19 protein-coding genes and 1 pseudogene are annotated in these 21,561 nt (G+C 62.4%); 11 read left to right on the plus strand and 9 right to left on the minus strand.

Annotated elements, in window-relative coordinates; genetic code table 11:
- Positions 1–59 precede the first annotated feature (59 nt).
- From I8N66_RS18400 to I8N66_RS18450, 11 genes and pseudogenes are all read left to right on the plus strand, one after another.
- On the plus strand, positions 60–227 hold the full coding sequence (locus I8N66_RS18400; protein ID WP_291156320.1) for a hypothetical protein: 168 nt from the start codon (positions 60–62) through the stop codon (positions 225–227).
- A 54-nt stretch (positions 228–281) separates the two neighbouring features.
- A pseudogene (locus I8N66_RS18405) lies at positions 282–890 on the plus strand (peptidase dimerization domain-containing protein); the annotation flags it as partial.
- 171 nt (positions 891–1,061) lie between these two features.
- A complete protein-coding gene (locus I8N66_RS18410) occupies positions 1,062–2,864 on the plus strand; it encodes a helix-turn-helix domain-containing protein (RefSeq protein WP_291156322.1) in 1,803 nt (600 codons plus the stop codon).
- 180 nt (positions 2,865–3,044) lie between these two features.
- Entirely contained in the window at positions 3,045–4,040 is a 996-nt protein-coding gene (locus I8N66_RS18415) for a flavin reductase (RefSeq protein ID WP_291156325.1), read from the plus strand.
- Position 4,041: 1 nt separating this feature from the next.
- Positions 4,042–5,556 carry an aldehyde dehydrogenase gene (locus tag I8N66_RS18420; protein WP_291156328.1) on the plus strand — a complete coding sequence of 505 codons (1,515 nt, stop codon included), beginning with the start codon at positions 4,042–4,044 and terminating at the stop codon, positions 5,554–5,556.
- Between the two features lie 34 nt (positions 5,557–5,590).
- Positions 5,591–6,667, plus strand: a complete 1,077-nt coding sequence (locus tag I8N66_RS18425) for an LLM class flavin-dependent oxidoreductase (RefSeq protein ID WP_223729283.1) — start codon at positions 5,591–5,593, stop codon at positions 6,665–6,667.
- Between the two features lie 2 nt (positions 6,668–6,669).
- Positions 6,670–7,479, plus strand: a complete 810-nt coding sequence (locus I8N66_RS18430; RefSeq protein WP_291156332.1) for an alpha/beta fold hydrolase — start codon at positions 6,670–6,672, stop codon at positions 7,477–7,479.
- Complete coding sequence (locus I8N66_RS18435) at positions 7,472–7,861, plus strand: carboxymuconolactone decarboxylase family protein (RefSeq protein WP_223729281.1); 390 nt, start codon at positions 7,472–7,474, stop codon at positions 7,859–7,861. Before I8N66_RS18430 ends, I8N66_RS18435 begins: the two co-directional genes overlap by 8 nt.
- A 138-nt stretch (positions 7,862–7,999) precedes the next feature.
- The gene (locus I8N66_RS18440) at positions 8,000–8,830 is read left to right on the plus strand and encodes a transporter substrate-binding domain-containing protein (protein ID WP_291156336.1); all 831 of its coding nucleotides are present in this window, start codon (positions 8,000–8,002) and stop codon (positions 8,828–8,830) included.
- 57 nt (positions 8,831–8,887) lie between these two features.
- Positions 8,888–9,862, plus strand: a complete 975-nt coding sequence (locus I8N66_RS18445) for an amino acid ABC transporter permease (protein WP_291156339.1) — start codon at positions 8,888–8,890, stop codon at positions 9,860–9,862.
- Positions 9,859–10,602, plus strand: coding sequence for an amino acid ABC transporter ATP-binding protein (locus I8N66_RS18450; RefSeq protein ID WP_223729278.1), 744 nt, complete (start codon positions 9,859–9,861; stop codon positions 10,600–10,602). The genes I8N66_RS18445 and I8N66_RS18450 overlap by 4 nt, the downstream gene beginning before the upstream one ends.
- 126 nt (positions 10,603–10,728) lie before the next feature.
- Here the strand turns inward: I8N66_RS18450 and I8N66_RS18455 are convergent, their stop codons facing one another.
- From I8N66_RS18455 to I8N66_RS18495, 9 genes are all read right to left on the minus strand, one after another.
- Positions 10,729–11,175: an MEKHLA domain-containing protein gene (locus I8N66_RS18455; protein ID WP_223729277.1), complete on the minus strand. Its 447-nt coding sequence runs from the start codon at positions 11,173–11,175 to the stop codon at positions 10,729–10,731.
- 111 nt (positions 11,176–11,286) lie between these two features.
- Positions 11,287–11,871, minus strand: coding sequence for a protein-tyrosine-phosphatase (locus tag I8N66_RS18460; RefSeq protein ID WP_291156348.1), 585 nt, complete (start codon positions 11,869–11,871; stop codon positions 11,287–11,289).
- Between the two features lie 22 nt (positions 11,872–11,893).
- Entirely contained in the window at positions 11,894–12,682 is a 789-nt protein-coding gene (locus I8N66_RS18465; RefSeq protein ID WP_291156351.1) for a MurR/RpiR family transcriptional regulator, read from the minus strand.
- 43 nt (positions 12,683–12,725) lie between these two features.
- A complete protein-coding gene (locus I8N66_RS18470) occupies positions 12,726–13,583 on the minus strand; it encodes an inositol monophosphatase family protein (protein ID WP_223729274.1) in 858 nt (285 codons plus the stop codon).
- Positions 13,580–14,677, minus strand: coding sequence for an ABC transporter ATP-binding protein (locus tag I8N66_RS18475; protein WP_113540969.1), 1,098 nt, complete (start codon positions 14,675–14,677; stop codon positions 13,580–13,582). Before I8N66_RS18475 ends, I8N66_RS18470 begins: the two co-directional genes overlap by 4 nt.
- Positions 14,678–14,681: 4 nt before the next feature.
- Entirely contained in the window at positions 14,682–16,364 is a 1,683-nt protein-coding gene (locus tag I8N66_RS18480; RefSeq protein ID WP_291156358.1) for an iron ABC transporter permease, read from the minus strand.
- Positions 16,365–16,400: 36 nt separating this feature from the next.
- On the minus strand, positions 16,401–17,420 hold the full coding sequence (locus I8N66_RS18485; RefSeq protein ID WP_291156361.1) for an ABC transporter substrate-binding protein: 1,020 nt from the start codon (positions 17,418–17,420) through the stop codon (positions 16,401–16,403).
- Between the two features lie 303 nt (positions 17,421–17,723).
- Positions 17,724–19,814, minus strand: a complete 2,091-nt coding sequence (locus I8N66_RS18490; protein ID WP_291156397.1) for a copper-translocating P-type ATPase — start codon at positions 19,812–19,814, stop codon at positions 17,724–17,726.
- A gap of 214 nt (positions 19,815–20,028) precedes the next feature.
- The gene (locus I8N66_RS18495; protein WP_291156364.1) at positions 20,029–21,486 is read right to left on the minus strand and encodes a multicopper oxidase domain-containing protein; all 1,458 of its coding nucleotides are present in this window, start codon (positions 21,484–21,486) and stop codon (positions 20,029–20,031) included.
- Positions 21,487–21,561: the final 75 nt, after the last annotated feature.

Here is a 21,561-nt window from a genome sequence, read left to right on the forward strand (position 1 = left end):
CCTTGAATCATCCATCAAACCTCAATTCAATACTTTAATGGGTCCTGACCCTAGTCGAGATGAAGGATGATTGGAAAGGAACGCTGCTGCTCGCCGGTGAACCGGCCGAAGAAATCGGCGGCGGTGCAACCGCCATGCTGAAGGCAGGCCTGTTCGAGAAGTTTCCGAAGCGGATTTCGGCTTCGCCATGCACGTCAACGGTGACACTGCCGGCAAGATCACCGTGAAGGACGGTGCCTTCAGCGGGAACTCTGATACGTTCGACCTGAGGTCGTGGAGCCCACGGCAGCGCGCCGCATCTCTCGATCGATCCGATCGTCTTGGGTTCCCGTTTCGTCACCGATATCCAGGCGGTCGTCAGCCGCGAGAAAGATCCACGCGAACCGGGAGTGATCACGATCGGAAGTTTTCAGGCGGGAACCGCGGGCAACATCATCCCCGACCAGGCCAAGCTGAAGCTGACCATGCGTTCGACGACGCCGGAGACGCGCAAGCTGCTGCTGGAGGCCATGCAGCGCGTTGCCGAAACGACGGCGCAATCGGCCAAGGCGCCGGAACCCGAACTGGTGCGTATCGGCGGCGGCGCTGTGGCCGGCACGAATTCGTCGCCGGCACTGGATGCGTCCTTCGATGGCGTCGTGTACGTTCCGGCCGCGGTCCAGCCGACGCTGGGCGTCGAAACCTATCCCGAGTTCATAGAAGCCGGCGTGCCTTCCATTTTCTATTGGGTTGGCGGGAGCTCACCTGAACAGATCGAAAAAGCTAGCCAAGAGAACAGGCCCGTTCCGTCCAATCATTCGCCATTGTTCGCTCCGGCCCCGGAGATTTCCATCAAGACGGGCGCGAAGGTTCTGGCGATCTCGGTGCTCTCAAAAGCCAGCGTTGACTGAAGCCTGAATAGAGCCGTGGGCTCGTGGTCGTCGGCAGTTCGATGGCCACGAACTCGGCGTTGAAGATACTACCTTTCATAGAAAGGTTGACCGGAGATATCCATCGAAACGAAGTAGACTTGTCCGGTGTCGGCGCGCATGTTGATTGATAGAAATCAAGAGGCGAGGCATTTGGATCAGAAGTCCCGGATATTGTCGCTGCGCGACGTCGCGAGCCAGATCAACAGCGGTAGCGACCTTCAGACGGCGCTGCAGCAGCTCATCGTTGCCGCATGCCGCCATGCGAACTGGGCGCTGGGGTCGATCATGGGCATCGATGCCGCGCATGGCTATGCCCATGTCATCGTCCGCTATGACCCAACGCTGATCGAACGGCAACTGCCCGACAAATGGGAGCTGGCGACCAGCCCCTCCCTGATCGCCTTGCAGCGCAATGAGCCCGTCTACATCAGGGATGCACGCGAGTCGGGCGAGTTTCCTGGCTATCGAAAAGAAGCCTTCGAGCGCGACTATCGAACGGTGCTCGTCATGCCGATGAACTGCAGGGACGCCGAGGGGCGCCCGATGGTCCTGAGCGTCATCGCCCGCGAGGTGACCGAGGTGTCGGAAGACGACCTCGCCTTTCTCGGCACGATCATCCACCTCGGCGCTATCGCCGTCGAGCGGGAACACCGTCTCGAAGCCGAGAAGCGATCTGCCCAGCGGCTGGAACGCGCGCTGGAGGCGCATACGTCCCTGCTCGAACATGTGTTGAGCGACGGGTCGGTCGCATCGCTTTCCACCATGGTCGGGATGATGTTGCCGAATCCGGCTGTAGTCGTTGATTTTACAGCCAATCAGGTCGTCGCCGGACGGTCGCCGAACGCGCTTTACGACGAGGCCAGTTGGCAGCATTCGGCCTCTGGCGTCCTTAGCCGACCGCTGATGAAGGCGGCCCGTGACGCCGTCGAGCGTGGGACGGCCGATGCCATGAGCCTCTACCTCGACGACGGCACGCAACGGTTCAAGGTAACCGCCCGCGTCGAAGCGCTGATGGTCGACAACCAGCTGGTGGGAGCGCTGATCATCTTCCCGACGACCCGCGAATTCAGTGATCTCGATCTCCTGATGTTAGACAGTGCCAAGTTCGCATTGAGCGTGCAGATGATGCGAAGCTTCATCCGGTTTCGCTTCGAGACGCGGACGCAGACCGAGCTCTTCTTCGAGGTCGTGGAGGCGCGGTGGCGCAATGCCGGCGACGTCGCCCAGCGGGCTCAACGGCTCGGGCTCAGCTTCTCAACGCCTCAACAGATGATCGTCGTCGATTTTCCGGACAAGACGAAGGCATTTGGCGGCGCTTCCGTCGATGTGGAGCACACGCTATCGCGTGTCATGCAGCAGGCATCCGTTCAGGCGAACCTGATCGCGGTCGAGGGCGGCGTCGTCTGCCTCGTCCCCCATGATACGGGTAAGCGGCAGGAGCGCACGACAAAACTCGCCCGGCGCATCGCCGAGGAACTTGGCCGCTATTTCGACGAGGCACCTATCGTCGTCGCCAGCAACCGGTGTGCGACCCTGTCGGACTATCCGCCAGCCTGGGAGCGCTGCGCCCGGATGATCCGCATCGGACGCTCCTTCGGCCTGACCGGTGCGGTCTCCGCCCAGGATTTCGGTCCGCTGCCGATGCTGGTCGCCGCCTGCGAGGCGGGCGACGTGCGCGGCTTCGTGCAGGAGAGCGTGGGCGCAATTGCCGATCATGACCGGGACAACGGGACGCCCTACCTTGAAACCTTGTCGGTGTATCTGCAGGAAGGTTGCCGCAATCAGGCCTGTGCCGATGCGATGGGCCTGCATGTGACGACGCTGCGCTATCGGCTGGCGCGCATTCAGGAGCTGTTCGGGGTCGATGTCGAGACGCCGGAAAAGCGCTTTGCCGTCGAGCTCGCGATCCGCCTGCATGGCGTCATCGACAACCGCTCTACCGCCAGCAACTAGCATATCGTCATCGGGCGAGAGCCGCCTTGCGACTTCGTCGCCACCCGCTTTCGCGGCCTTCGATCATCTCCTCGGGATCGATGGAGAAGTTCTCTCTCCTCTCCTTTGAAGCCATGGAAGCATGGTCGCCATGACGGCGTTAGCCTCCAACCAACTTAATGGTGAGGAGGCGAGAAGCGCATGGTTGAGACAGCAGCATCGACGGACGTGCCGATTGATCCGATTGCGCTTCGTCGCGCCTTCGGCACGTTCGTGACCGGTGTCACGGTCATCACCACCCGCGACGAAGACGGCACACCTCGTGGAATGACGGCGAATTCCTTCACGTCGGTTTCGCTCGATCCGCCGCTGCTGCTGGTCTGCGTCGCGAAATCCGCGTCGAGCTATCCTGCCTTCACCAACGCGGGATGTTTTGCGGTCAATATCCTCCATGAAGGACAGGTCGACGTCTCCGGAAACTTTGCCTCGAAATCCCCCGACAAGTTCCAGTCGGTAACGCATGACCATATCCACACGGGCGCGCCGGTCCTGACCGACAGCCTGACCTGGTTCGACTGCACGACTTTCAACACCGTGGACGCCGGCGATCATGCGATCCTGATCGGTCAGGTCCGGGCATTCGGCACCAGCCCCACCGCACCGCTCGGCTTCTGCCGCGGCCGCTATGCCAGTGTGAAAGACCCGCTGCCGAGCGGTTGGCTTGCGTCGCATGGAATGATCATCGGCTATCTGATCGAGGCCGGTGACGGCCTGCTCCTGCGCTCGGATGGCAAGGGCGGCTGGGTTCTGCCGTCAGCACGGCGTCGCAAGGCGGACAGCCAGCTCGTCATCGATGGTGGCGACGCGCTCAGCCTCGTCCCGGACGAGACCTTTCTCTACTCGGTTTTCGATGTTGCCGACAGCGACCCGGGCTACCTTGTCTATCGCGCCCGGCTGGCGGGCAAGGGCGGCGCCGGCGCGAGCCTGCCATCCGATCTGCGCTTCTTCCCACTCGACGATCTTCCTGACGAAGCGATCGCGACGCACGAACTGCGATCCATGTTGCGCCGCTACGTGCGCGAGCGGCAGGCGGGTCGCTTCGGCATCTACATGGATTCCGACGACGGCGGCCGTATCGCGATGATCGACGGCGAAGCCCGCACCTGGCTTCAGGCCTCCCCAGACCAAGGACAATAATATGAAGACGACGGTCAGTTCCATCGAAGGTTCACGTCAGCTGCTGTTCATCGGCGGGCAATTCGTGGCACCAAAGAGCGGCAACTACATCGCCAGTTTCGACCCGACGACGGGTAAGCCCTGGTACCATTTTGCCGAAGCGGATGCGGACGATGTCGGGGCTGCCGTCACTGCTGCCGCCGCTGCCTTCCGCGATCCGGCCTGGCGCCGCATGACGCAGACCGATCGCGGCGCGCTGATGCGCCGTCTTGCCGAACTGGTTCGCGCCAACGCCGATACGCTCGCGGAAATAGAGACGCGCGACAACGGCAAGCTGCTGAAGGAAACCCGGGCGCAGATGCGCTCCATGCCCGACAGCTACCACTATTTCGCGGGCATGGCAGACAAGCTGCAGGGCGAAACGATCCCGATCAATCGTCTCGATACGCTGAACTTCAACCTGCGCGAACCCTTGGGCGTCGTCGGCATGATCACGCCGTGGAATTCGCCGTTGATGCTTCTGACCGGCACGCTGGCGCCTTGCCTGGCGATCGGCAATACGGTCGTCATCAAGCCCTCGGAACACGCGACCGCCTCGACGCTGGCGCTTGCGGAGCTGATCCACGAGGCGGGCTTTCCCGCCGGCGTCGTCAATGTGGTAACGGGTACGGGCCAGAGTGCCGGTGAGGCGCTGACACGTCATCCCGGCGTTGCGAAATACGTCTTCACAGGCAGCACGGCTACCGGTCGGCGCATTGCAGGAAACGCAGCGCAAAACCTTGTTCCCTGCTCGATGGAGCTTGGTGGCAAGTCGCCTCACGTGGTCTTCGGCGATGTCGATATCGAACATGCGGTCAACGGCGTCGTCTCGGGCGTCTTCGCAGCAGCCGGCCAGACCTGCGTCGCGGGTTCACGCTGCTTCGTCGAGGAGCGTGTCTACGATCGCTTCATCGAGGCGCTTGTCGCCCGCACGCAGCGCATCCGCGTCGGCCTCCCGACGGTCGACGACACCGACGTCGGTCCGCTCGCGCTCGCCGATCAACTTTCCAAAGTCGAATCCTATGTGGCCTCCGGCATCAAGGAAGGGGCGCGCGTCGCCGCCGGCGGCAGCCGTCCGCAAGGTCACGGGCTTTCGTCAGGGGGCTGGTACTTCGAACCGACCGTGATGGTCGATGCGCAAAACGACATGGCCTTCATGCGCGACGAACTCTTCGGCCCCGTGGTCGGCGTCATGCCGTTCCGCGACGAAGAAGAGATGATAGGGCTCGCCAACGACACGCGCTACGGCCTCGCCTCCGGCATCTGGACAAAGGACATCGACCGGGCGCTGCGGTTCGCCAACCGCATCGATGCCGGGACAGTCTGGATCAACACCTACCGCTCCGCCTCCTTCATGTCCGCCAATGGTGGCTTCAAGGAAAGCGGATACGGCCGGCGCGGCGGCTTCGAGGTCATGCACGAGTTCTCACGATTGAAGAACGTCATCGTCGACTACTCCGGCGCGATGCAGGACCCCTTCGTCATCCGCCTGAAATGACAGCAAAAGCACGGGAACAGGAAAGGCAGAAAACATGAAGTTCGCGGTCTCCCTCACAATGGAACGCTTCTCCCCCGATATTCCGATGGAGCAGGTGAAGAGCAACCTGCTGCGACTTGCGCGGCTTGCCGACGATGGCGGCTTCGAGACGCTGTGGACTGCCGAGCACCATACCCTGGAATGTACGATTTCCCCCAATCCGTTCCAGACGCTGGTTTGGCTTGCACAGCACACGGATCGCATCCGGCTGGGTACCTCCACGCTGGTTGCACCCTATTGGAACCCGATCCGGCTCGCCGGCGAGTCGGCGCTCTGCGATCACCTGACCAATGGACGCCTGGAGTTCGGCATCGCGCGCGGTTCCTACCAGTACGAGTTCGACCGCATGGCGGGTGGCATGCCGCAGCAGGAGGGCGTGGCCTACATGAAGGAAATCGTGCCGGCCGTGAAGAAGCTCTGGTCCGGTGACTATGCTCATGAGGGGCAATACTGGAATTTTCCGGTCACGGCCGCGGTGCCGAAGCCGCTGCAGCAGCCCCACCCGCCAATCTGGGTGGCGGCGCGCGATCCGGGGACCTTCGACTGGGCGATCGCGAACGGCGCGAGCATCCTATCGACGCCGCTTTCCGCTCCGGAGGCCGAAATCCACGTCCTCGCCGAGAAGTTCCGCAAGGCCGTCGCCGACCATCCGGAAGTACCGCGTCCGCGCTTCATGATGCAGCGCCGGACCTGCGTCTACGACCGGCCGGACGGCTGGGAGCGCGCCGTCAAGCACAGCATGGACTACGGTCGCGCCTTCGAAAACCTCATGCAGAACATCGGCACGGTGCACAACGGCTTTCCCGAGGCGGTGCCGTACGAAGCGGTCAAGGGCAAGGACAACTACAACCCCGAAAATATCCGCAAGAACCTGATGTTCGGTACGCCGGACGAAGCGATCGAGAAGCTGCTGGTCTACGAGGCTGCCGGCGTCGATCAGTATTGCTTGGGCCTGACCTTCAATCTGCCGTTCGAGCTGCAGAAGCGGACGCTGGAGCTGTTCGTCAAGGAAGTCATGCCCTTCTTCGCGGCGCGTGAGAAGGAACAGAAGCGCGTTGCGGTGGGAGCCTGACCATGGCAGCGGCTCAGCGCCATACCATTGGAGAGGTGACACTCAACTATCGCATCGAAGGTGACGGCGAACCGCTCGTCTGCATTCACGGCGTCGGCTCCTATCTCGAGGCATGGTCGGGCGTGGTCGAACGGCTGAAGGATCGGTTCACGATCCTGACGTTCGACCTTCGCGGGCATGGACGGTCGAGCCGGGTCAAGGGTCGCTACGAGATCGATGACTTCGTCAACGAGACGCTAAGCCTCGCCGACGCTGCGGGTTTTCCCACTTTCAATCTCGCAGGCTTTTCGCTCGGCGGGCTGATCGCGCAGCGTCTGGCTCTCACCCATCTTGGCCGCCTGCGCAGGCTGGCGCTTCTGTCGACCGTCGCCGGCCGCACGCCGGCCGAGCGGGAGCGTGTTCTTGATCGCCTCGCGGCGCTGAGGGCCGGAACGCCTACCGATCATCACAATGCCTCGCTGTCGCGCTGGCTGACGGAAGAGTTCCAGGAGAGCAACCCGGAGGTGATCGAACGGCTAAGGGCGCGGGATGCCGAAAACGATCCCGACTGCTACGCCGCCGCCTATCGCGTGTTGGCGGAAACGGATTTCGGCGGCTTTCTCGACCAGATCCGCTGCCCGACGCTGATCACTACCGGCGAAGACGATGCCGGCTCCAACCCGCGCATGGCGCGCTACATGCACGAGCGCATTCCCGGGTCCGAGCTTCGCATCCTGCCAGGCCTGCGCCATTCCATCCTCATCGAGGCGCCCGACGTCGTGGCGACGCTGATGGGCGAGTTCATGAGCCAGGGGGAGACGGTCGATGGATGAGGCACTTCGGGCAAGGGGGGAGGCCGTCCGACGCCAGGTGCTTGGCGATGCCTATGTCGACCGGGCGATCGGCAATAGCGATGCCTTCTCGCGTCCCTTCCAGGATCTGTTGAACGAATATTGCTGGGGCACCGTCTGGACGGACGAAGGCCTCGATCTGAAGAGCCGCAGCCTGCTCAACCTCGGAATGCTCGCGGCGCTGAACCGCATGCACGAGTTCGCCATCCATTATCGCGGGGCGATCCGCAATGGCCTGACCGATGAGGAGCTTCGCGCGGCACTCGTCCAGATCGCGGTTTACTGCGGCATTCCCGCAGGCGTCGAGGCCTTCCGGGTGGCGCGCAGCGTCCGCGATGAGATGGCCGAGAAAGGAGAGCGCTGACTTCCACTGTTTTTAGGAAAGGGCGGCCCCGCGCTACCTCGGATCACCGGAAGACGGATGGCGGCCTCAGAACCCAAGATCAACCCGTTGGCAGGAAGAGGACCCTGTCAAAAACAGAACGATAAAGGGAACGACAGCATGAACACATTCTCAAAACTCACCGCGGCCGCATCGCTAGCCCTGTCGCTCGCAACCGTTCCGGCTCATGCCGGTGCCGTGCTCGACCACGTGCTCGACGCAAAGACCCTGAAGGTAGCGACCGACGCCAACTGGGCGCCGCAATCCTTCATGAACGAGAACAACGAGATGGACGGCTTCGATGTCGATGTCGCCAAGGAACTCGCCAAGCGGCTGGGTGTGGGTGTCGAGTTCGTTACGCCCGGTTGGGACATCATCACCGCCGGCAACTGGCAGGGGCGCTGGGACATGCATGTCGGCTCGATGACGCCAACAAAGGAACGCGCCAAGGTCTTCGATTTCCCTGCGGTGTACTATTACACCCCGGCCGCTGTGGCCGTGCACAAGGACAGCCCTGCGGCCGGTTTGATCGATCTGGACGGTAAGGTTGTCGGTGCGACGGCGACGTCCACCTTCGAAGCCTATGCCAAACAGGATCTGACACTCGATGCCGCTGGCGCGCCTGCCTTCGAATACACCTTCAAGCCGAAGGAGGTGAAATCCTACGCCAACTCGACGACCGCGTTCGATGATTTGCGCCTCGGTGACGGCGTGCGCCTCGACGCAGTCGTGTCGTCACTGCCCAGCATTCGCGACGCAATCAAGGCCGGATATCCGATCAAGCAGGTTGGCGACCCCGTCTTTTACGAGCCGCTCGCCGTCGCCATCGAACACGGCGACAAGGAACTGAATGACAAGATCGCCGAAGCGATCAAGGCAATGCAGAGCGACGGCACACTGAGCAAGCTTTCCGAGAAGTGGTACGGCGTCGACTACACCGTCGTGAAGTAAGGCAGCCATATCTGGCGGTCCGGGCAACCGGACCGCACGTTGTCCAAAGGACCAAAGATGCTTTATCCGGATACTGTCGAGTCCGAAATACTCGTCCACAAGCCGTGGTTCGTGGCCAGCATGTTCGCCGCTGTCCTCATCGCCTTCACGGCCTTCGGCCTGACCGGCACGACGATGGGCGAACTGATGCGTCCGGTGATCGGGGAGCCGCTTGAGAGTGGGTTCTACGGCCGCTTTGCGACCGCTTTCGTCGTGGCAGTGCTCTTCTGCCTCAACATCGTGCTCATCGGCTTTGCGAGCCTCAGGGTCCAGATCGCCGTCGTCTGGCTCGAGTTGCTGGCGCTGTTCCTTGCGTTCTTCCAGACCTTCCACCTCAGCCTGCCCTTCATCGAGGAGAAGCTGCCGTTCCTCATCACGCAGGGGCTGGTAACGACGGTCTACGTCTCGGCGATCTCGATCCTGATTGCATCTGCGATCGCCATCCTCGGCGCCGTGGCCAAGCTCTCGACGAACGGTTTCGCCTATGCGATCGCCAGCTTCTACACGTCCTTCTTTCGCGGTCTGCCACTGCTGATGCAGGTTTACCTGATCTATCTCGGCCTGCCGCAACTCGGCTTCATCATCGACGCGGTGCCGGCCGGCATTCTGGCACTTTCGCTCTGCTACGGCGCATACATGACGGAGATCTTCCGCTCCGGCATTCAGAGCATCGACCGCGGCCAGTGGGAGGCGTCGCGCTCCATCGGCTTCGGCTTTGGGCTGACGATGCGCAAGGTCATCCTGCCTCAGGCGCTGCCGGTGATCATCCCGCCGACTGGAAACCAGTTCATCTCCATGCTGAAGGATAGCTCGCTGGTCTCCGTCATCGGTGTCTGGGAACTCATGTTTCTCGCCCGCACACTTGGCCAGAAGACCTTCCAGCATATGGAAATGCTCATATCCGCCGCCATGCTCTACTGGGCGATGTCCATCGTTCTCGAGCTGATCCAGTCCCGCATCGAACGTCACTATGCCAGGAGCAAGGTCAGATGAGTGCTGAGACCATCATCGACGCCAGGAACGTTTCCAAATGGTACGGCGCCTTCCAGGTGCTGACGGATATCAACCTTAGGGTCCGCAAAGGCGAGCGCATCGTCATTTGCGGCCCGTCCGGGTCCGGCAAATCCACCTTGATCCGTTGCTTCAACCGTCTGGAAGCACACCAGGAAGGCGAGATCGTCGTCAACGGCATCAACCTGCATACCAAGATGCGCAATGTCTCGGACGTGCGGCGCAATGTTGGCATGGTATTTCAGCATTTCAATCTGTTTCCGCACATGACCGTGCTGATGAACTGCATGGTCGGACCGATGTGGATCAACGGCGTGTCGGAAGCAGAGGCACGGGCACGCGCGCTCACATTCCTGGAGCGCGTACGAATCCCGGAACAGGCCAACAAGTTTCCCGTCCAGCTTTCCGGCGGCCAACAGCAGCGCGTCGCGATCGCGCGCTCGCTCTGCATGCAGCCGGCGGTGATGCTGTTTGACGAGCCGACCTCCGCACTCGATCCGGAAATGGTTTCCGAGGTCCTTGAGACGATGACAAGCCTGGCGAAGGACGGCATGACGATGGTCTGCGTCACGCACGAGATGGGCTTTGCCCGGGCCGTTGCCGATCGCGTGATCTTCATGAACTCCGGACAGATCGTCGAAGAAGCAAACCCCGACGAGTTCTTCACCAATCCGAAGCACGAGCGGACGAAGTTATTTCTCAGTCAAATTCTGAAGCATTGAAGCGACGTTGGGGACTGCGATCGCTCGTGGCTCCCCAACGCTACACGCGTTAAGGCGAGCGAAGTCGGAGGTGCTGGCGCCTGCTTCGTTTCCGCTCACGTGCCCGGGCCACCGGCAATGCGCCGATTACAGGTCCTTCCAGGTGTGGAAGACGGCGGCTTGGCCGACGCGGACACCGTCGGAGCGAACAAGCTGCCACACGGTCGCCTCTTCGATCCAGAATCGGCGCCCGGATTTCGCAATCCGAACGCCGCGGTAGTTGTCGATGAAACCCCTGGCGGAGACGGCGTCCAGAAGGCGCTGCCTTTCCTCCCGGTCCGGAGCCTCGGCAGAAAGGCGTGACGGCATCCCGATGAACTCTTCCCAGGCATATCCGAAACAGGCCTGGGCCGTCCTGTTCGCGTAAACGAAGCGCGGGTCTTCGGATCGGTCATGTGCGAGCAAGGCAAACGGAGCGGATTGATAGAGCCATCCGCTATCCGCCGGAGTCTCAACCAGGCTTCTGCCGGTCAGCTGGTGGAAGCTTGCAACCATCAGCGCGGAAATCTCTTCGACGTCAGGCGTGCTCGTCATGCCGTTCCCTTCAGGTGCACCGACGTCGCCAGCGCAGACGCTCGGCAAGGAATTCTAATATCCATGCCGGGCCTTGACGCCGGTGAACCCGGGTCGGGTTGCCTCAAACGCTCAGTCGTGGACGGCCATTTGCAGTTCCGCCTCGCGGCCGAGTGTCGTCATCCACTCGGTGTACTCGGGTCGGCTCTTGATCTGCCGACCGTAATGACGGCCAAGCGCTGCCTTAAGGTCTCCCCGACGGCCGAGTTGTTCGTCGGCAAAGGCAATCATGTGGGAATTCGGCCAGGCTTGCGGGCGGATGGCGGCGAGGCGGGTAAAGAGGCTTTCGCCGGCTTCGTCGGGGTTTGCCTGCGCCATCAGGGTCAGCATGGCTGCCGTCGAGCGCGACACGCCCATATGGCAATGAACCAGCACATGGCTCGCGGCGTCCCGATCTTGCCGCATCAGGAAATCCGTGCCGAAGCGAAGGACGGCTTCAACGTGATCCGGATGGGGCATGACCCGGTTCGGCGCCGCCGTAATGATGTCGTGGAAGCGAAGCGTCGTGCGGTGGTGCTGGCCGTAGGCTCCGAAAGCCTCCAGTTCCGGGAGTTCCGGGTCGACGATCGACAGAACATGGGTCACGTTTCGGCTGCTCTGGCCCGGGAGTTCCTCGATACCGCAAACGGTCAGCACTGGAGAGAAAGTCGTTTCCATGTCGTCATCCTTGCATCCGGTTTCATGAAGCGCCCGCCTCGCATCTTCGCGCAAGCAGGGCAAAAAGCACGTCGAGCATCACATACATCGGCGCGCGCCCGGTCGGTACGATGAGGGGATGGGTCGAGGCGCGGTAGGCGTTGAGATTGATGTTTTCGTCGGCGAGGGAAGCGACGACGGAACCGCCGGGAGAGATGGAAACTATACGTGCGCCGGCCTTTTTTGCAATCTCGATATTCGAGATTAGATAGCTGGTGCGGCCCGAAAACGAGAGCACGAAAAGCACGTCCTCTCCCCGAAGACGAGGTGCCGACACCATCTGCAAGGTCGGGTCGGAATAGGCAACGCTTGCTATGCCGAGCGAGGCGAGGCGGTGTTGAGTTTCACCGGCGAGGAAGCCGGAGCCGCCATAGCCGTATACGTCGATGCGGCGGGCCCTGGCGAGCAGATCGACGGCGCGGCGCAGCGTATCGAGGTCAAGATCGTGCCGGGCTTCGCGCAACGATTCTGCGGCGCGGTTGAACACATCGTCGACGAGCCCCGTAAACGGGTCGGCGCCGCTTTCCGCCGGGCTTGCCGGCGCCTGGCGCACGGCGAGCTGCTGGGCGAGCTTCAGGCGGAAGTCCGGAAAGCCGTCGCATTCGAGCCGCCGGCAGAACCGGATGATCGAGGGCTCACTGACATTGGCGATGCGTGCCGCGTCGGTGATCGACCAGGTTATCGCCGTGCTCGGGGTGTCGAGGATCGCCTCGGCGATCCTGCGTTCGGCGGGGGTGAATTGAGAGAGAGACTGCCTGATCTGATCGAGCATGGAGCCCTTCGTTCCGGGATATGGAGACTTTCGAACACGGAGATCACAAGTTGCCGTCTGCCATCAGCTTCGACAGGCAGGACGATTGATAGTCAAAACCGGCCTGCGCCACAACGAGCCTCTTCACCGAACCGAGCGCCTCTTCGCGCGGCTCGAGCGACCGGCCCTCCCGGTCCTGAACGGCGACGAGACCGCCTGCCGCTTCGACGAGCTGGATGCCGGCCGCGATGTCCCAGGCGCTGAACTTCGATTCGTAGGCGACCGCCACGCGTCCGGCAGCCACATATGCAAGGTGCAGTGCGCAGGAGCCGAGACGGCGCACAGCACGGAAGGAATTGACAAGATCGGCATGGGCTTCCTGCGCTGCACGCGAAGGGCGCTCGCCCTCGTAGGGAGCGTTGGTCAGGAGTTCGACCTCACGGTCGCTGCGCCCGCGCAAGAAGGGCTTCACCTCCGCTCCGTTCAAAGTGAGCCGCCCGCCGCTCGCCATGAAGAGCTCCTCACGGATCGGGTCGTAGACGATGCCGCAGACCGGCTCGCCCGCATGATACGCTGCGATCGAGACGCAGAAGAAGGGCAGGCCCGAAGCGAAATTGCTGGTGCCGTCGATCGGGTCGATGATCCAGGTCGTGTCGCCTTCGCCCTGCAGGCCGCCTTCTTCGCCGAGGATGCGGGATGCGGGCAACCGAGACCAGATGATCTCGCAGGCCGTCGCCTCCGCCGCCTTGTCGGAGGCCGTGACGATGTCGAAGAAACCAGCTTTCTGTTGGGTTTGCAGCGTTTCCGGGTTCGCCTCGACGAAACCTTTGCGGGCGACGGCGCCGGCCGCGAGTGCGGCCTCGCGTGCGACTTCTGCGATTGTCTTGTGGAGATCGTGGAGGATGGGCTGGTTGATGGTCATGCTGCTCTTTCCATGGCGTCGGCTTTATTCTGCGGCAGGATCCAGACCGGCCGGCTGTCGATGGAGAGGCGTAGTGTCTGGCCAGCCTCGGCCACGCCCGTCCGGTGGTAATCGGTATCAAGGAAGACGCAATCCTGGCCGTCCAGATCGGTAAGATATTCGACATGAGCGCCCTGGAAGACCACCCGGCGCACCTTCGCCTCAACCGTGCCTTCCGGATCCACGCGAATATGCTCCGGGCGAACCACGCAGCGTACCTCGTCGCCCTGTCTGTAGGCGTGGTCGCCGTATGGAAGCGTCAAGGCGACAGTCGGGGTTATCCGCACCCGAATGCCTGATTGCTCGATGGTTTCGACCTTGCCCGTGAGGATGTTCGCCTTGCCCATGAACTCGGCGACGAAACCGGTGCCGGGGCGGGCGTAGACATTAAGCGGTGTGTCGTCCTGCTCGATGATGCCGTTGCGCATGACCACGACCCGGTCTGATATTGCCATCGCCTCACTCTGGTCGTGGGTGACGTAGAGGCTGGTGATGCCTAGCCGGAGCTGGATGGAGCGCAACTCATCGCGCATGCGCTCGCGCAATTGCGCGTCGAGGTTCGAGAGGGGCTCATCAAAGAGCAATACCTTCGGCTGGGTGACGACGGCGCGTGCGAGCGCCACGCGTTGCTGCTGGCCACCGGAAAGCCGCGAAGGCGAGCGATCGGCATATTGCGCGAGCGCCATGGTTTCGAGGGTGGAATCGACGCGATCCCTCATTTCGTTGCGCGGCAGGTTCAGCAGCCGCACGCCATATTCGACATTCTCGCGCACGCTCATATGCGGAAACAGGGCGTAGCTCTGAAACACCATGCCGACATTGCGTGCATTGACGGGAACGTTCGTAACGTCGCGCCCACCGATGGTGATCGTGCCGTCGCTCGGCGTCTCGAAGCCCGCGAGCATGCGCAGCGTCGTCGTCTTGCCGCAGCCGGACGGTCCGAGCAGGGTAACGAGCGTGCCTTCCTCGATCGTGAGGTTCAGCCGATCGACGGCGGTCGCACCCGCGACGCCCGGGAAGCGCTTGGTGATATTTGAGAAGATGACTTTCGACATGGGCTTACCTCTTCGATGTCGAACTGAGGACGAGTTGCATGGCCGCCAAAATGGCGAGCACGACGAAGACGAGGATGCTGCAATAGGCGGCCGCGACGCCGAGCTTCAGCGTCTCGACCTGGGACAGGATGGTGACGGTAATCAGCGTCCAGTTGGCCGAGACCAGGAAGATCACGGCCGAGAGCGTCGTCAGTGACCGCGTGAAGGCATAGGAGAGGGAGGTGAACAGTGCGGGCTTCAGGAGCGGTAGCGTGACCTGGAAGAAGGTTCGCGTGTTCGAGGCGCCAAGGATGGTGGATGCTTCCTCGATGGACTTGTCTATCTGGCGCAACTGGTTCGACCCGGCCTCGATACCGACCTGCAGGTTCTTCACCACCATGGCCGCGATGACGATGAAGGCGGTGCCTGTCAAAGGCAACGGCGGCGCGTTGAAGGTGCTCACATAGCCTATGCCGAGAATGGTTCCCGGTGCGGCGAAGGAGACGAGAGTACCCCAGCGCAACAGAAAACTGCCCGGAAAGGCCTTACGGATGAGGAGGTAGGCGATCAGCATTCCGGCAATCGCCGTTACCGGTGTCGCGATGCCTGCAAGGAGCAGTGAATTGCTGAGCGTCTCGAAACCGACCGTGAAGACCGTTGCGTAGTGGGCGATCGTCAGCGTGTTGTCGACGCCCGGCAGCTTGGTGAAGGAAACGTAGATCACCGTCAGATAGAAGGTGAGGATGGCGAGGACGACCGTGTAGCAGAGGATTGCCAGGGGAACGACGACGGCACCCGAAATGCGGATCGTCTGGGCGGTCGGCTTGCCGGTGACGGTAACGTAGCTGCGCTTGCTGACCCAGTAGCGGTGAATGAGGAAGGCCGTCATGGAAGGGATCAGCATGAGGCTGGCGAGGAGCGCGCCTGCCTGCAGGTTGAAGTAGCCGACCATCTGCGAATAGGCCTCGACGGCGAGCGTGTTGAAGTTGCCGCCGATCAGCATCGGATTGCCGAAGTCCTCGACCGACTTGACGAAGACGAGGAGTGTGGAACTGAGGATCGCCGGCGTCACGAGCGGAAGCGTCACCCGCGAAAAAGTCGTCCAGCGCGACGCGCCCAGCGAGGCCGAAGCATCCTCCAGCGCGCTGTCGATCGACTGCAGCATGCCGCGGATGTTGAGATAGGCGATCGGCGTGAAGGCTAGCGACTGGATCAGCACCAGACTGTGGAAGCCATAGACATTGGCGTTGCGGATGCCGAGCAGCTCGCGGGTGATGAGGCCCGAGCGGCCGAACAGGATGACGACGGCCAGCGCCATGACGAAGGGTGGCGAGATGATCGGCAGGAGCGCCACGCCATGCACCAGGATTTTTCCTGGCATGGTGGTGCGCGTCGCGGAAAAGGCGAGCAGGAACCCCACGGCCGTGGCGACGAGCGCCGAAGTTGCGCCAAGCAACAGCGTATTGAGCAGTGAATCCCAGACAAAGGACTGCGAGAGCGTATTGGCGAGAACAGCAATGTCGAAGCCGTGTTCTGTGACGGCAGCCTGTTTCATGACGGTAAAGATCGGCAGGACCGCGAAGACCAATACCGAAACCGTGACGAGGGCGAAGATACCGAAGAGCCAGGGGTCTACGACGATCTGGCGAAGGAAGGCCGGCGATGCCCCCGTCCGGCCGGACGGGGTCGCCTGCGAGACGAGGGTCATGTCGGTGCTCCTTGGTGAGCGTTGCCCGGTCGGGCGTTACTTGGCGTCGGCCTTGTGGCGAACGTCGTTTTCGTAGCGTTCCAACAGCCGCGCGCGGTTTTCACCAGCCCAGGTGAAGTCGTAGTCGATCATCTTTACGTTGGAGAGATCGATCTTGGCTTCCGGATTCCTGTAGCCTGGAACGATCGGACCTCGGAACGTTGCACCGATGGCGGCCTGGCCCTTGTCCGTCAGCACCCAGTCGAGGAAGGCGGTAGCCCCCTTGGCCTGTTCTTCCGGAGCGTTGGCGATCGCTGCGGCGGCGTTCACCTCGAAGCCGGTGCCTTCTTCCGGGAAGGAGTATCCGACGGGATAGCCCTGGGCGAGCGCCGCCTCGATGTCCTGCGTGTAGGCCATGGCCAGCGCGATTTCGTTGTTGGCGACCATGCGCGAAGGCGCGACGCCCGAGCGGGTATATTGCACGACATTCTTGTCGATATCCTTCATCAACGAAAAGGCCGGCTCTTCGCCATAGAGCTGGACCATGGAGGCGAGCGCTACATAGGCCGTGCCGGAAGAGGCCGGATGGGCAAGCGCGACGCTCTGCTGGAATACTTGCTCTGTGAAGGACTTCCAGCTGGTCGGCGGCCTGGCGCCGACTTCGTCGAGAACGCTCTGGCTATAGGCAAAGACAATCGGCGAGAGCGAGATCGGCGTCCAGCGGGCTTCCTTGTCGGTGTAGCGCGGGTCGACCTTCTCGATACCAGTCGCCTTATGAGCGGCGAGCAGGCCCTCGCCGGCCGCCTGGATGAAATTGTCGGCCGCTCCTGCGAGCCAGAGGCCGGCCTGCGGGTTGCTTTTTTCCGCCCGGATACGGGCGAGGATTTCACCAGCACCGATACGCACGAACTGCGCGTCGATGCCGGTATCCGCCTTGAAGGCCTTCAGAACTGCGCCGCAGTCATCTTCCGACATCGGGCAATAGACGGTCATCCCCGCAGCATTGGCGCTGCCGGTCGAAAGGATTTGCGAGCACAGGACTGCGAGCGCTGAAGCCAGCGCAAAACGGCGTGACATATTGATTTCCTCCAGGTGAACGCTACGGCCCCTGTGAAAGTCTTGGGCTCCCAGGTCTCACTCGCCGTGCGTGATAGTCGGTATAATGAAGGAATCTACATTCGTCAAACAAAATGTAAGAAAGCTACATTGTCACTTGTCTGTGTAGCATTTCCAAGTGGCCGATGGGGGCGTGTCGCCATCCTCGCCCAAGGCGAACCGCCCTCGAACGCGGCCGCAAACGCTTGAAGGCCAGCGGTCGACAAGCGCCTGCGCCCCTGCGGATTGGGCGCTTGCGCCGGTCTCGCGCGGCTCTCTACGCCTTCATATTCGAGCGCTCCTCAATCTGAGGGCGTTGCCGATTACGCTGACGGACGAGAGTGCCATGGCAGCGGCCGCGATGATGGGTGACAATAGCAACCCGAAGGCCGGGTAGAGCACGCCGGCTGCCACGGGCACGCCGGCCGCATTGTAGATGAAGGCGAAGAACAGGTTCTGCCGGATATTCGCCATCGTCGCTTGGCTGAGCCGTCGGGCCCGGACGATGCCTTGCAGGTCGCCCTTGAGCAGCGTCACGCCGGCACTTTCGATTGCAACGTCCGTTCCGGTCCCCATGGCGATGCCGACGTCAGCTGCGGCAAGCGCAGGGGCGTCGTTGACGCCATCGCCCGCCATGGCGACGATCCTGCCTTCCTTGCGCAGGCGCATGACGATCTCGCTCTTGTGTTCGGGAAGGACTTCGGCCTCGACCTCTTCGATCCCGAGCTTGCGGGCAACGGCACTGGCGGTGGTGCGGTTGTCTCCGGTGAGCATCACCACGCGCACGCCGTCCTTGATCAGCGCTTCGACTGCTGCCGGTGTCGTTGCCTTGATCGGATCGGAGATTGCAAACAGCCCGCCGAGGCGGCCGTCGATTGCCGCGAAGATGACGGTTGCTCCTTCGCCACGCAGTTCTTCCGCTTTCTGCGACAGGGCCGAGACGTCGACTTTCTCCTCCGACATGATGCGGTGGCTGCCGATGATGAGCCTCCGGCCGTCGACGACACCGGTCACGCCCTTGCCGACCGGGCTGTCGAAGTCTTCGGCAGAGCCGAGTTTCAGGCCGCGCTCGTTGGCGGCATCGACGATCGCACTTGCGAGCGGGTGTTCGCTCGGCCGCTCCAAGGTGGCTGCGAGCCTCAGCAATTCGTCCTCCGTGATGCCGCTAGCGGCAACAATCGAAGTGACCATCGGCTTGCCTTCGGTCAAAGTTCCGGTCTTGTCGACCACCAGGGTATCGACCTTCTCGAAACGTTCCAGTGCTTCGGCATTCTTGATCAGCACACCGGCGCCGGCACCCTTGCCGACGCCGACCATGATCGACATCGGCGTGGCGAGGCCGAGAGCGCAGGGGCAGGCGATGATAAGTACCGCCACTGCGGCCACCAGTCCGTGTGCGAAGCGCGGCTCCGGGCCGACCATCATCCAGGTTGCGAAGGCGATGACGGCAATCAGGATGACGACCGGTACGAACCAGCCGGAGACCTGGTCGGCAAGCCGCTGGATCGGCGCGCGCGAGCGCTGCGCCTCGGCGACCATGTGGACGATCCGGGACAGCATGGTGTCTCGGCCGACCTTGCCCGCCTCCATGACGAAGCCGCCGGTCCGGTTCATCGTACCGCCGATCAGTTTTGCGCCAACCTCCTTGGTGACCGGCATCGACTCCCCGGTGATCATGGATTCATCGACCGAACTGCGGCCTTCGAGAAGCGTACCGTCGACCGGGACCTTTTCGCCCGGGCGCACGCGCAACCGGTCGCCGACGGCGACGGCCTCCAGCTCCACGTCCTCGTCGGTGCCGTCGCCGCGTACGCGGCGAGCGGTTTTGGGCGCGAGATCGAGAAGAGCCTTGATCGCACCCCCTGTCTGCTCGCGGGCCTGCAGTTCCAGCACCTGTCCGAGCAGCACCAGCACGGTGATGACGGCGGCCGCCTCGAAGTAGATCGCAACTGCTCCCTCGCCGGATCGGAACGTTTCGGGGAACAGGCCCGGGGCAACCGTTGCGGCGACGCTATAGACCCAGGCGACGCCTGTACCCATCGCGATCAGCGTAAACATGTTGAGATGACGGGTGATGAGCGACTGCCAGGCCCGTTCGAAGAATGGAGCGCCGGCCCAAAGCACGACCGGCGTCGCCAGGATCAACTGGATCCAGTTCGAGGTCTGCGCGCCAACAAGCATATGCAAATTGGTGAGATGACCTCCCATTTCCAGCGCCAGCACGGGCAGCGCCAGGACCAGCCCGATCCAGAACCGCCGTCGCATGTCGACAAGCTCTGGACTTGGACCCGTATCGCCGGTGACAACTTCGGGTTCGAGCGCCATGCCGCAGATCGGGCAGTTGCCGGGGCCGAGTTGGCGTACCTGCGGGTGCATGGGGCAGGTGTAGGTTACGCCATCCTGCGTGGAGCCTTGCCTGTCTGCGGGTTTGGAGGGCGTCGCGTTCTGATTGGCATGGTGGTGATGGTCGTGAGCTTCGTGCCGATGATGGTGCTTATGCTCGTCCATGGGATTTCTCCAAATTGGTACTCGCCGACAACAAGGCTAGCGCCCGGCGCCTCCGTCACTGATGACGCCGGGCGTATCCTGGTTACGCGTAGGCGACGAAGGACATCATTCCCGATGCCATGTGATAGAGGTGATGGCAGTGGAGCGGCCAGCGGCCCGGATTGTTTGCGTCGAACACGACGCTAACGCTCCCCATCGGTGGCACAACAACGGTATCCCTCACGGCGCCGCCGATTGCCTTCCCGCCGATGTCGACCACCTGGAAGTGGTGACCGTGCAGATGCATCGGATGGGACATCATCGACATGTTGCGCATGGCGATCTCGACCCTTTCGCCTTCGCGGACATCAAGGCCGTCGCCGCCCTCGATCCGCCAGTCGTAGCCGCTCATGTTGCCCGTCAGAGTGAGCTCGAACCGACGGTCGGCAGGACGAACGGGAAGTGGCGTGGCGGCGGCTATCCGCTCTTCGAGATCGAGCCCGACAATCGGCCCGTGCTCCGTTCCACGCGATGCGATCCTGGCGATCTTTGCACCGGACGGCGCCAGGATGATGCCTGTGCGATGATCCGTGCCTTCACGCAGCGCGAGGATGGGCTGGGCTCCCGCTGACTTCGGAAGCTCCATCCGGATATCTAGCCGCTGTCCCATGGAAATCGGGAAACGGTTTCCGGAAACCGGTTGCACCGACTGCCCGTCGACGGCGATCAGCTGTCCGCTGAGTGCGCCGGTGTCGATCGTGAAGGCAGTGGCTGTCGCGCCATTGATGATGCGCAGGCGAATGCGACCTCCGCTCTCGACGGTGACCACTTCCGGATCGTCGAGCGTGCGGTCGTTGGCGAGGTAGGCATCATACTCGATGTCGTTCAGATCCATGGCGGCCATGCCCGGCATTGCCGCTCCGGACATGTGGCCCTGCATGTTGGATGCCATGCCCTGCATCATCGCGCCGTGGTTCATCCCGTGGCCGCCCGCCGATCCCTTGAGTTTGGCGAGCAGTTCCTCGGCCGGCGTGAAGGAGAAGTCATGCAGAAGGATGATCACTTCCTGTTCGTCGCGCTGTCTGTCCTCGGCAGTCCGCACGATCAGCGGCGCGGCCATCAGGTTCTGCTCCTGCAGCGTATGCGCATGCATCCAGTGTGTGCCGCCGGAGCCGACCGGAAACGTGTAGTGCCGGGCCTCATTCGCCTTCAGAAGCGCTGCCGGATTGTCCGGCACGCCGTCCATGTCCCACGGCGGTGCGAGCCCGTGCCAGTGGATAAGCGTTTCTTCGCCGCCCTGATTTGAAAGGGCGACGTCGAGCGGCCCGTCCGCATCGAGCGTCAGGCCGACGGCGCCATCCGGTTGTAGGAGCCCGAACACGTTGGCGGCTTTGCCATTCACCTCGATGACGCGTTTGGTGATCGCAAGCGAACGGGTCCCCGCGCCCGATGACGCTGCCTTGCCGGCCTCAGCCCAGCTCTTGTTTGGATGGAATGCGGTACCCGATGCGGCGACGACAGCGCCCGACATCAGTCCGCCCAGGAATTCACGGCGTTTCATATCCATTACCTCATGTTCCGTGTCGGCCAATGCCGACGAAGATCGCACCGCGGGGTGCGATCGTGGAAGGCAGCC

The sequence above is a fragment of the Ensifer sp. SSB1 genome (genome assembly GCF_016652895.1).
GTDB lineage: Bacteria > Pseudomonadota > Alphaproteobacteria > Rhizobiales > Rhizobiaceae > Ensifer.

What these genes read in the sequence shown, in the direction of transcription:
- I8N66_RS18455 (WP_223729277.1), bottom strand. Translation starts at nt 11,175, where the DNA reads ATGACGAGCACGCCTGACGTCGAAGAGATTTCCGCGCTGATGGTTGCA.
- I8N66_RS18495 (WP_291156364.1), bottom strand. Translation starts at nt 21,486, where the DNA reads ATGAAACGCCGTGAATTCCTGGGCGGACTGATGTCGGGCGCTGTCGTC.
- I8N66_RS18470 (WP_223729274.1), bottom strand. Translation starts at nt 13,583, where the DNA reads ATGACCATCAACCAGCCCATCCTCCACGATCTCCACAAGACAATCGCA.
- I8N66_RS18475 (WP_113540969.1), bottom strand. Translation starts at nt 14,677, where the DNA reads ATGTCGAAAGTCATCTTCTCAAATATCACCAAGCGCTTCCCGGGCGTC.
- I8N66_RS18490 (WP_291156397.1), bottom strand. Translation starts at nt 19,814, where the DNA reads ATGCACCCGCAGGTACGCCAACTCGGCCCCGGCAACTGCCCGATCTGC.
- I8N66_RS18445 (WP_291156339.1), top strand. Translation starts at nt 8,888, where the DNA reads ATGCTTTATCCGGATACTGTCGAGTCCGAAATACTCGTCCACAAGCCG.
- I8N66_RS18430 (WP_291156332.1), top strand. Translation starts at nt 6,670, where the DNA reads ATGGCAGCGGCTCAGCGCCATACCATTGGAGAGGTGACACTCAACTAT.
- I8N66_RS18420 (WP_291156328.1), top strand. Translation starts at nt 4,042, where the DNA reads ATGAAGACGACGGTCAGTTCCATCGAAGGTTCACGTCAGCTGCTGTTC.
- I8N66_RS18425 (WP_223729283.1), top strand. Translation starts at nt 5,591, where the DNA reads ATGAAGTTCGCGGTCTCCCTCACAATGGAACGCTTCTCCCCCGATATT.
- I8N66_RS18440 (WP_291156336.1), top strand. Translation starts at nt 8,000, where the DNA reads ATGAACACATTCTCAAAACTCACCGCGGCCGCATCGCTAGCCCTGTCG.
- I8N66_RS18450 (WP_223729278.1), top strand. Translation starts at nt 9,859, where the DNA reads ATGAGTGCTGAGACCATCATCGACGCCAGGAACGTTTCCAAATGGTAC.
- I8N66_RS18480 (WP_291156358.1), bottom strand. Translation starts at nt 16,364, where the DNA reads ATGACCCTCGTCTCGCAGGCGACCCCGTCCGGCCGGACGGGGGCATCG.
- I8N66_RS18415 (WP_291156325.1), top strand. Translation starts at nt 3,045, where the DNA reads ATGGTTGAGACAGCAGCATCGACGGACGTGCCGATTGATCCGATTGCG.
- I8N66_RS18400 (WP_291156320.1), top strand. Translation starts at nt 60, where the DNA reads ATGAAGGATGATTGGAAAGGAACGCTGCTGCTCGCCGGTGAACCGGCC.
- I8N66_RS18435 (WP_223729281.1), top strand. Translation starts at nt 7,472, where the DNA reads ATGGATGAGGCACTTCGGGCAAGGGGGGAGGCCGTCCGACGCCAGGTG.
- I8N66_RS18465 (WP_291156351.1), bottom strand. Translation starts at nt 12,682, where the DNA reads ATGCTCGATCAGATCAGGCAGTCTCTCTCTCAATTCACCCCCGCCGAA.
- I8N66_RS18485 (WP_291156361.1), bottom strand. Translation starts at nt 17,420, where the DNA reads ATGTCACGCCGTTTTGCGCTGGCTTCAGCGCTCGCAGTCCTGTGCTCG.
- I8N66_RS18460 (WP_291156348.1), bottom strand. Translation starts at nt 11,871, where the DNA reads ATGGAAACGACTTTCTCTCCAGTGCTGACCGTTTGCGGTATCGAGGAA.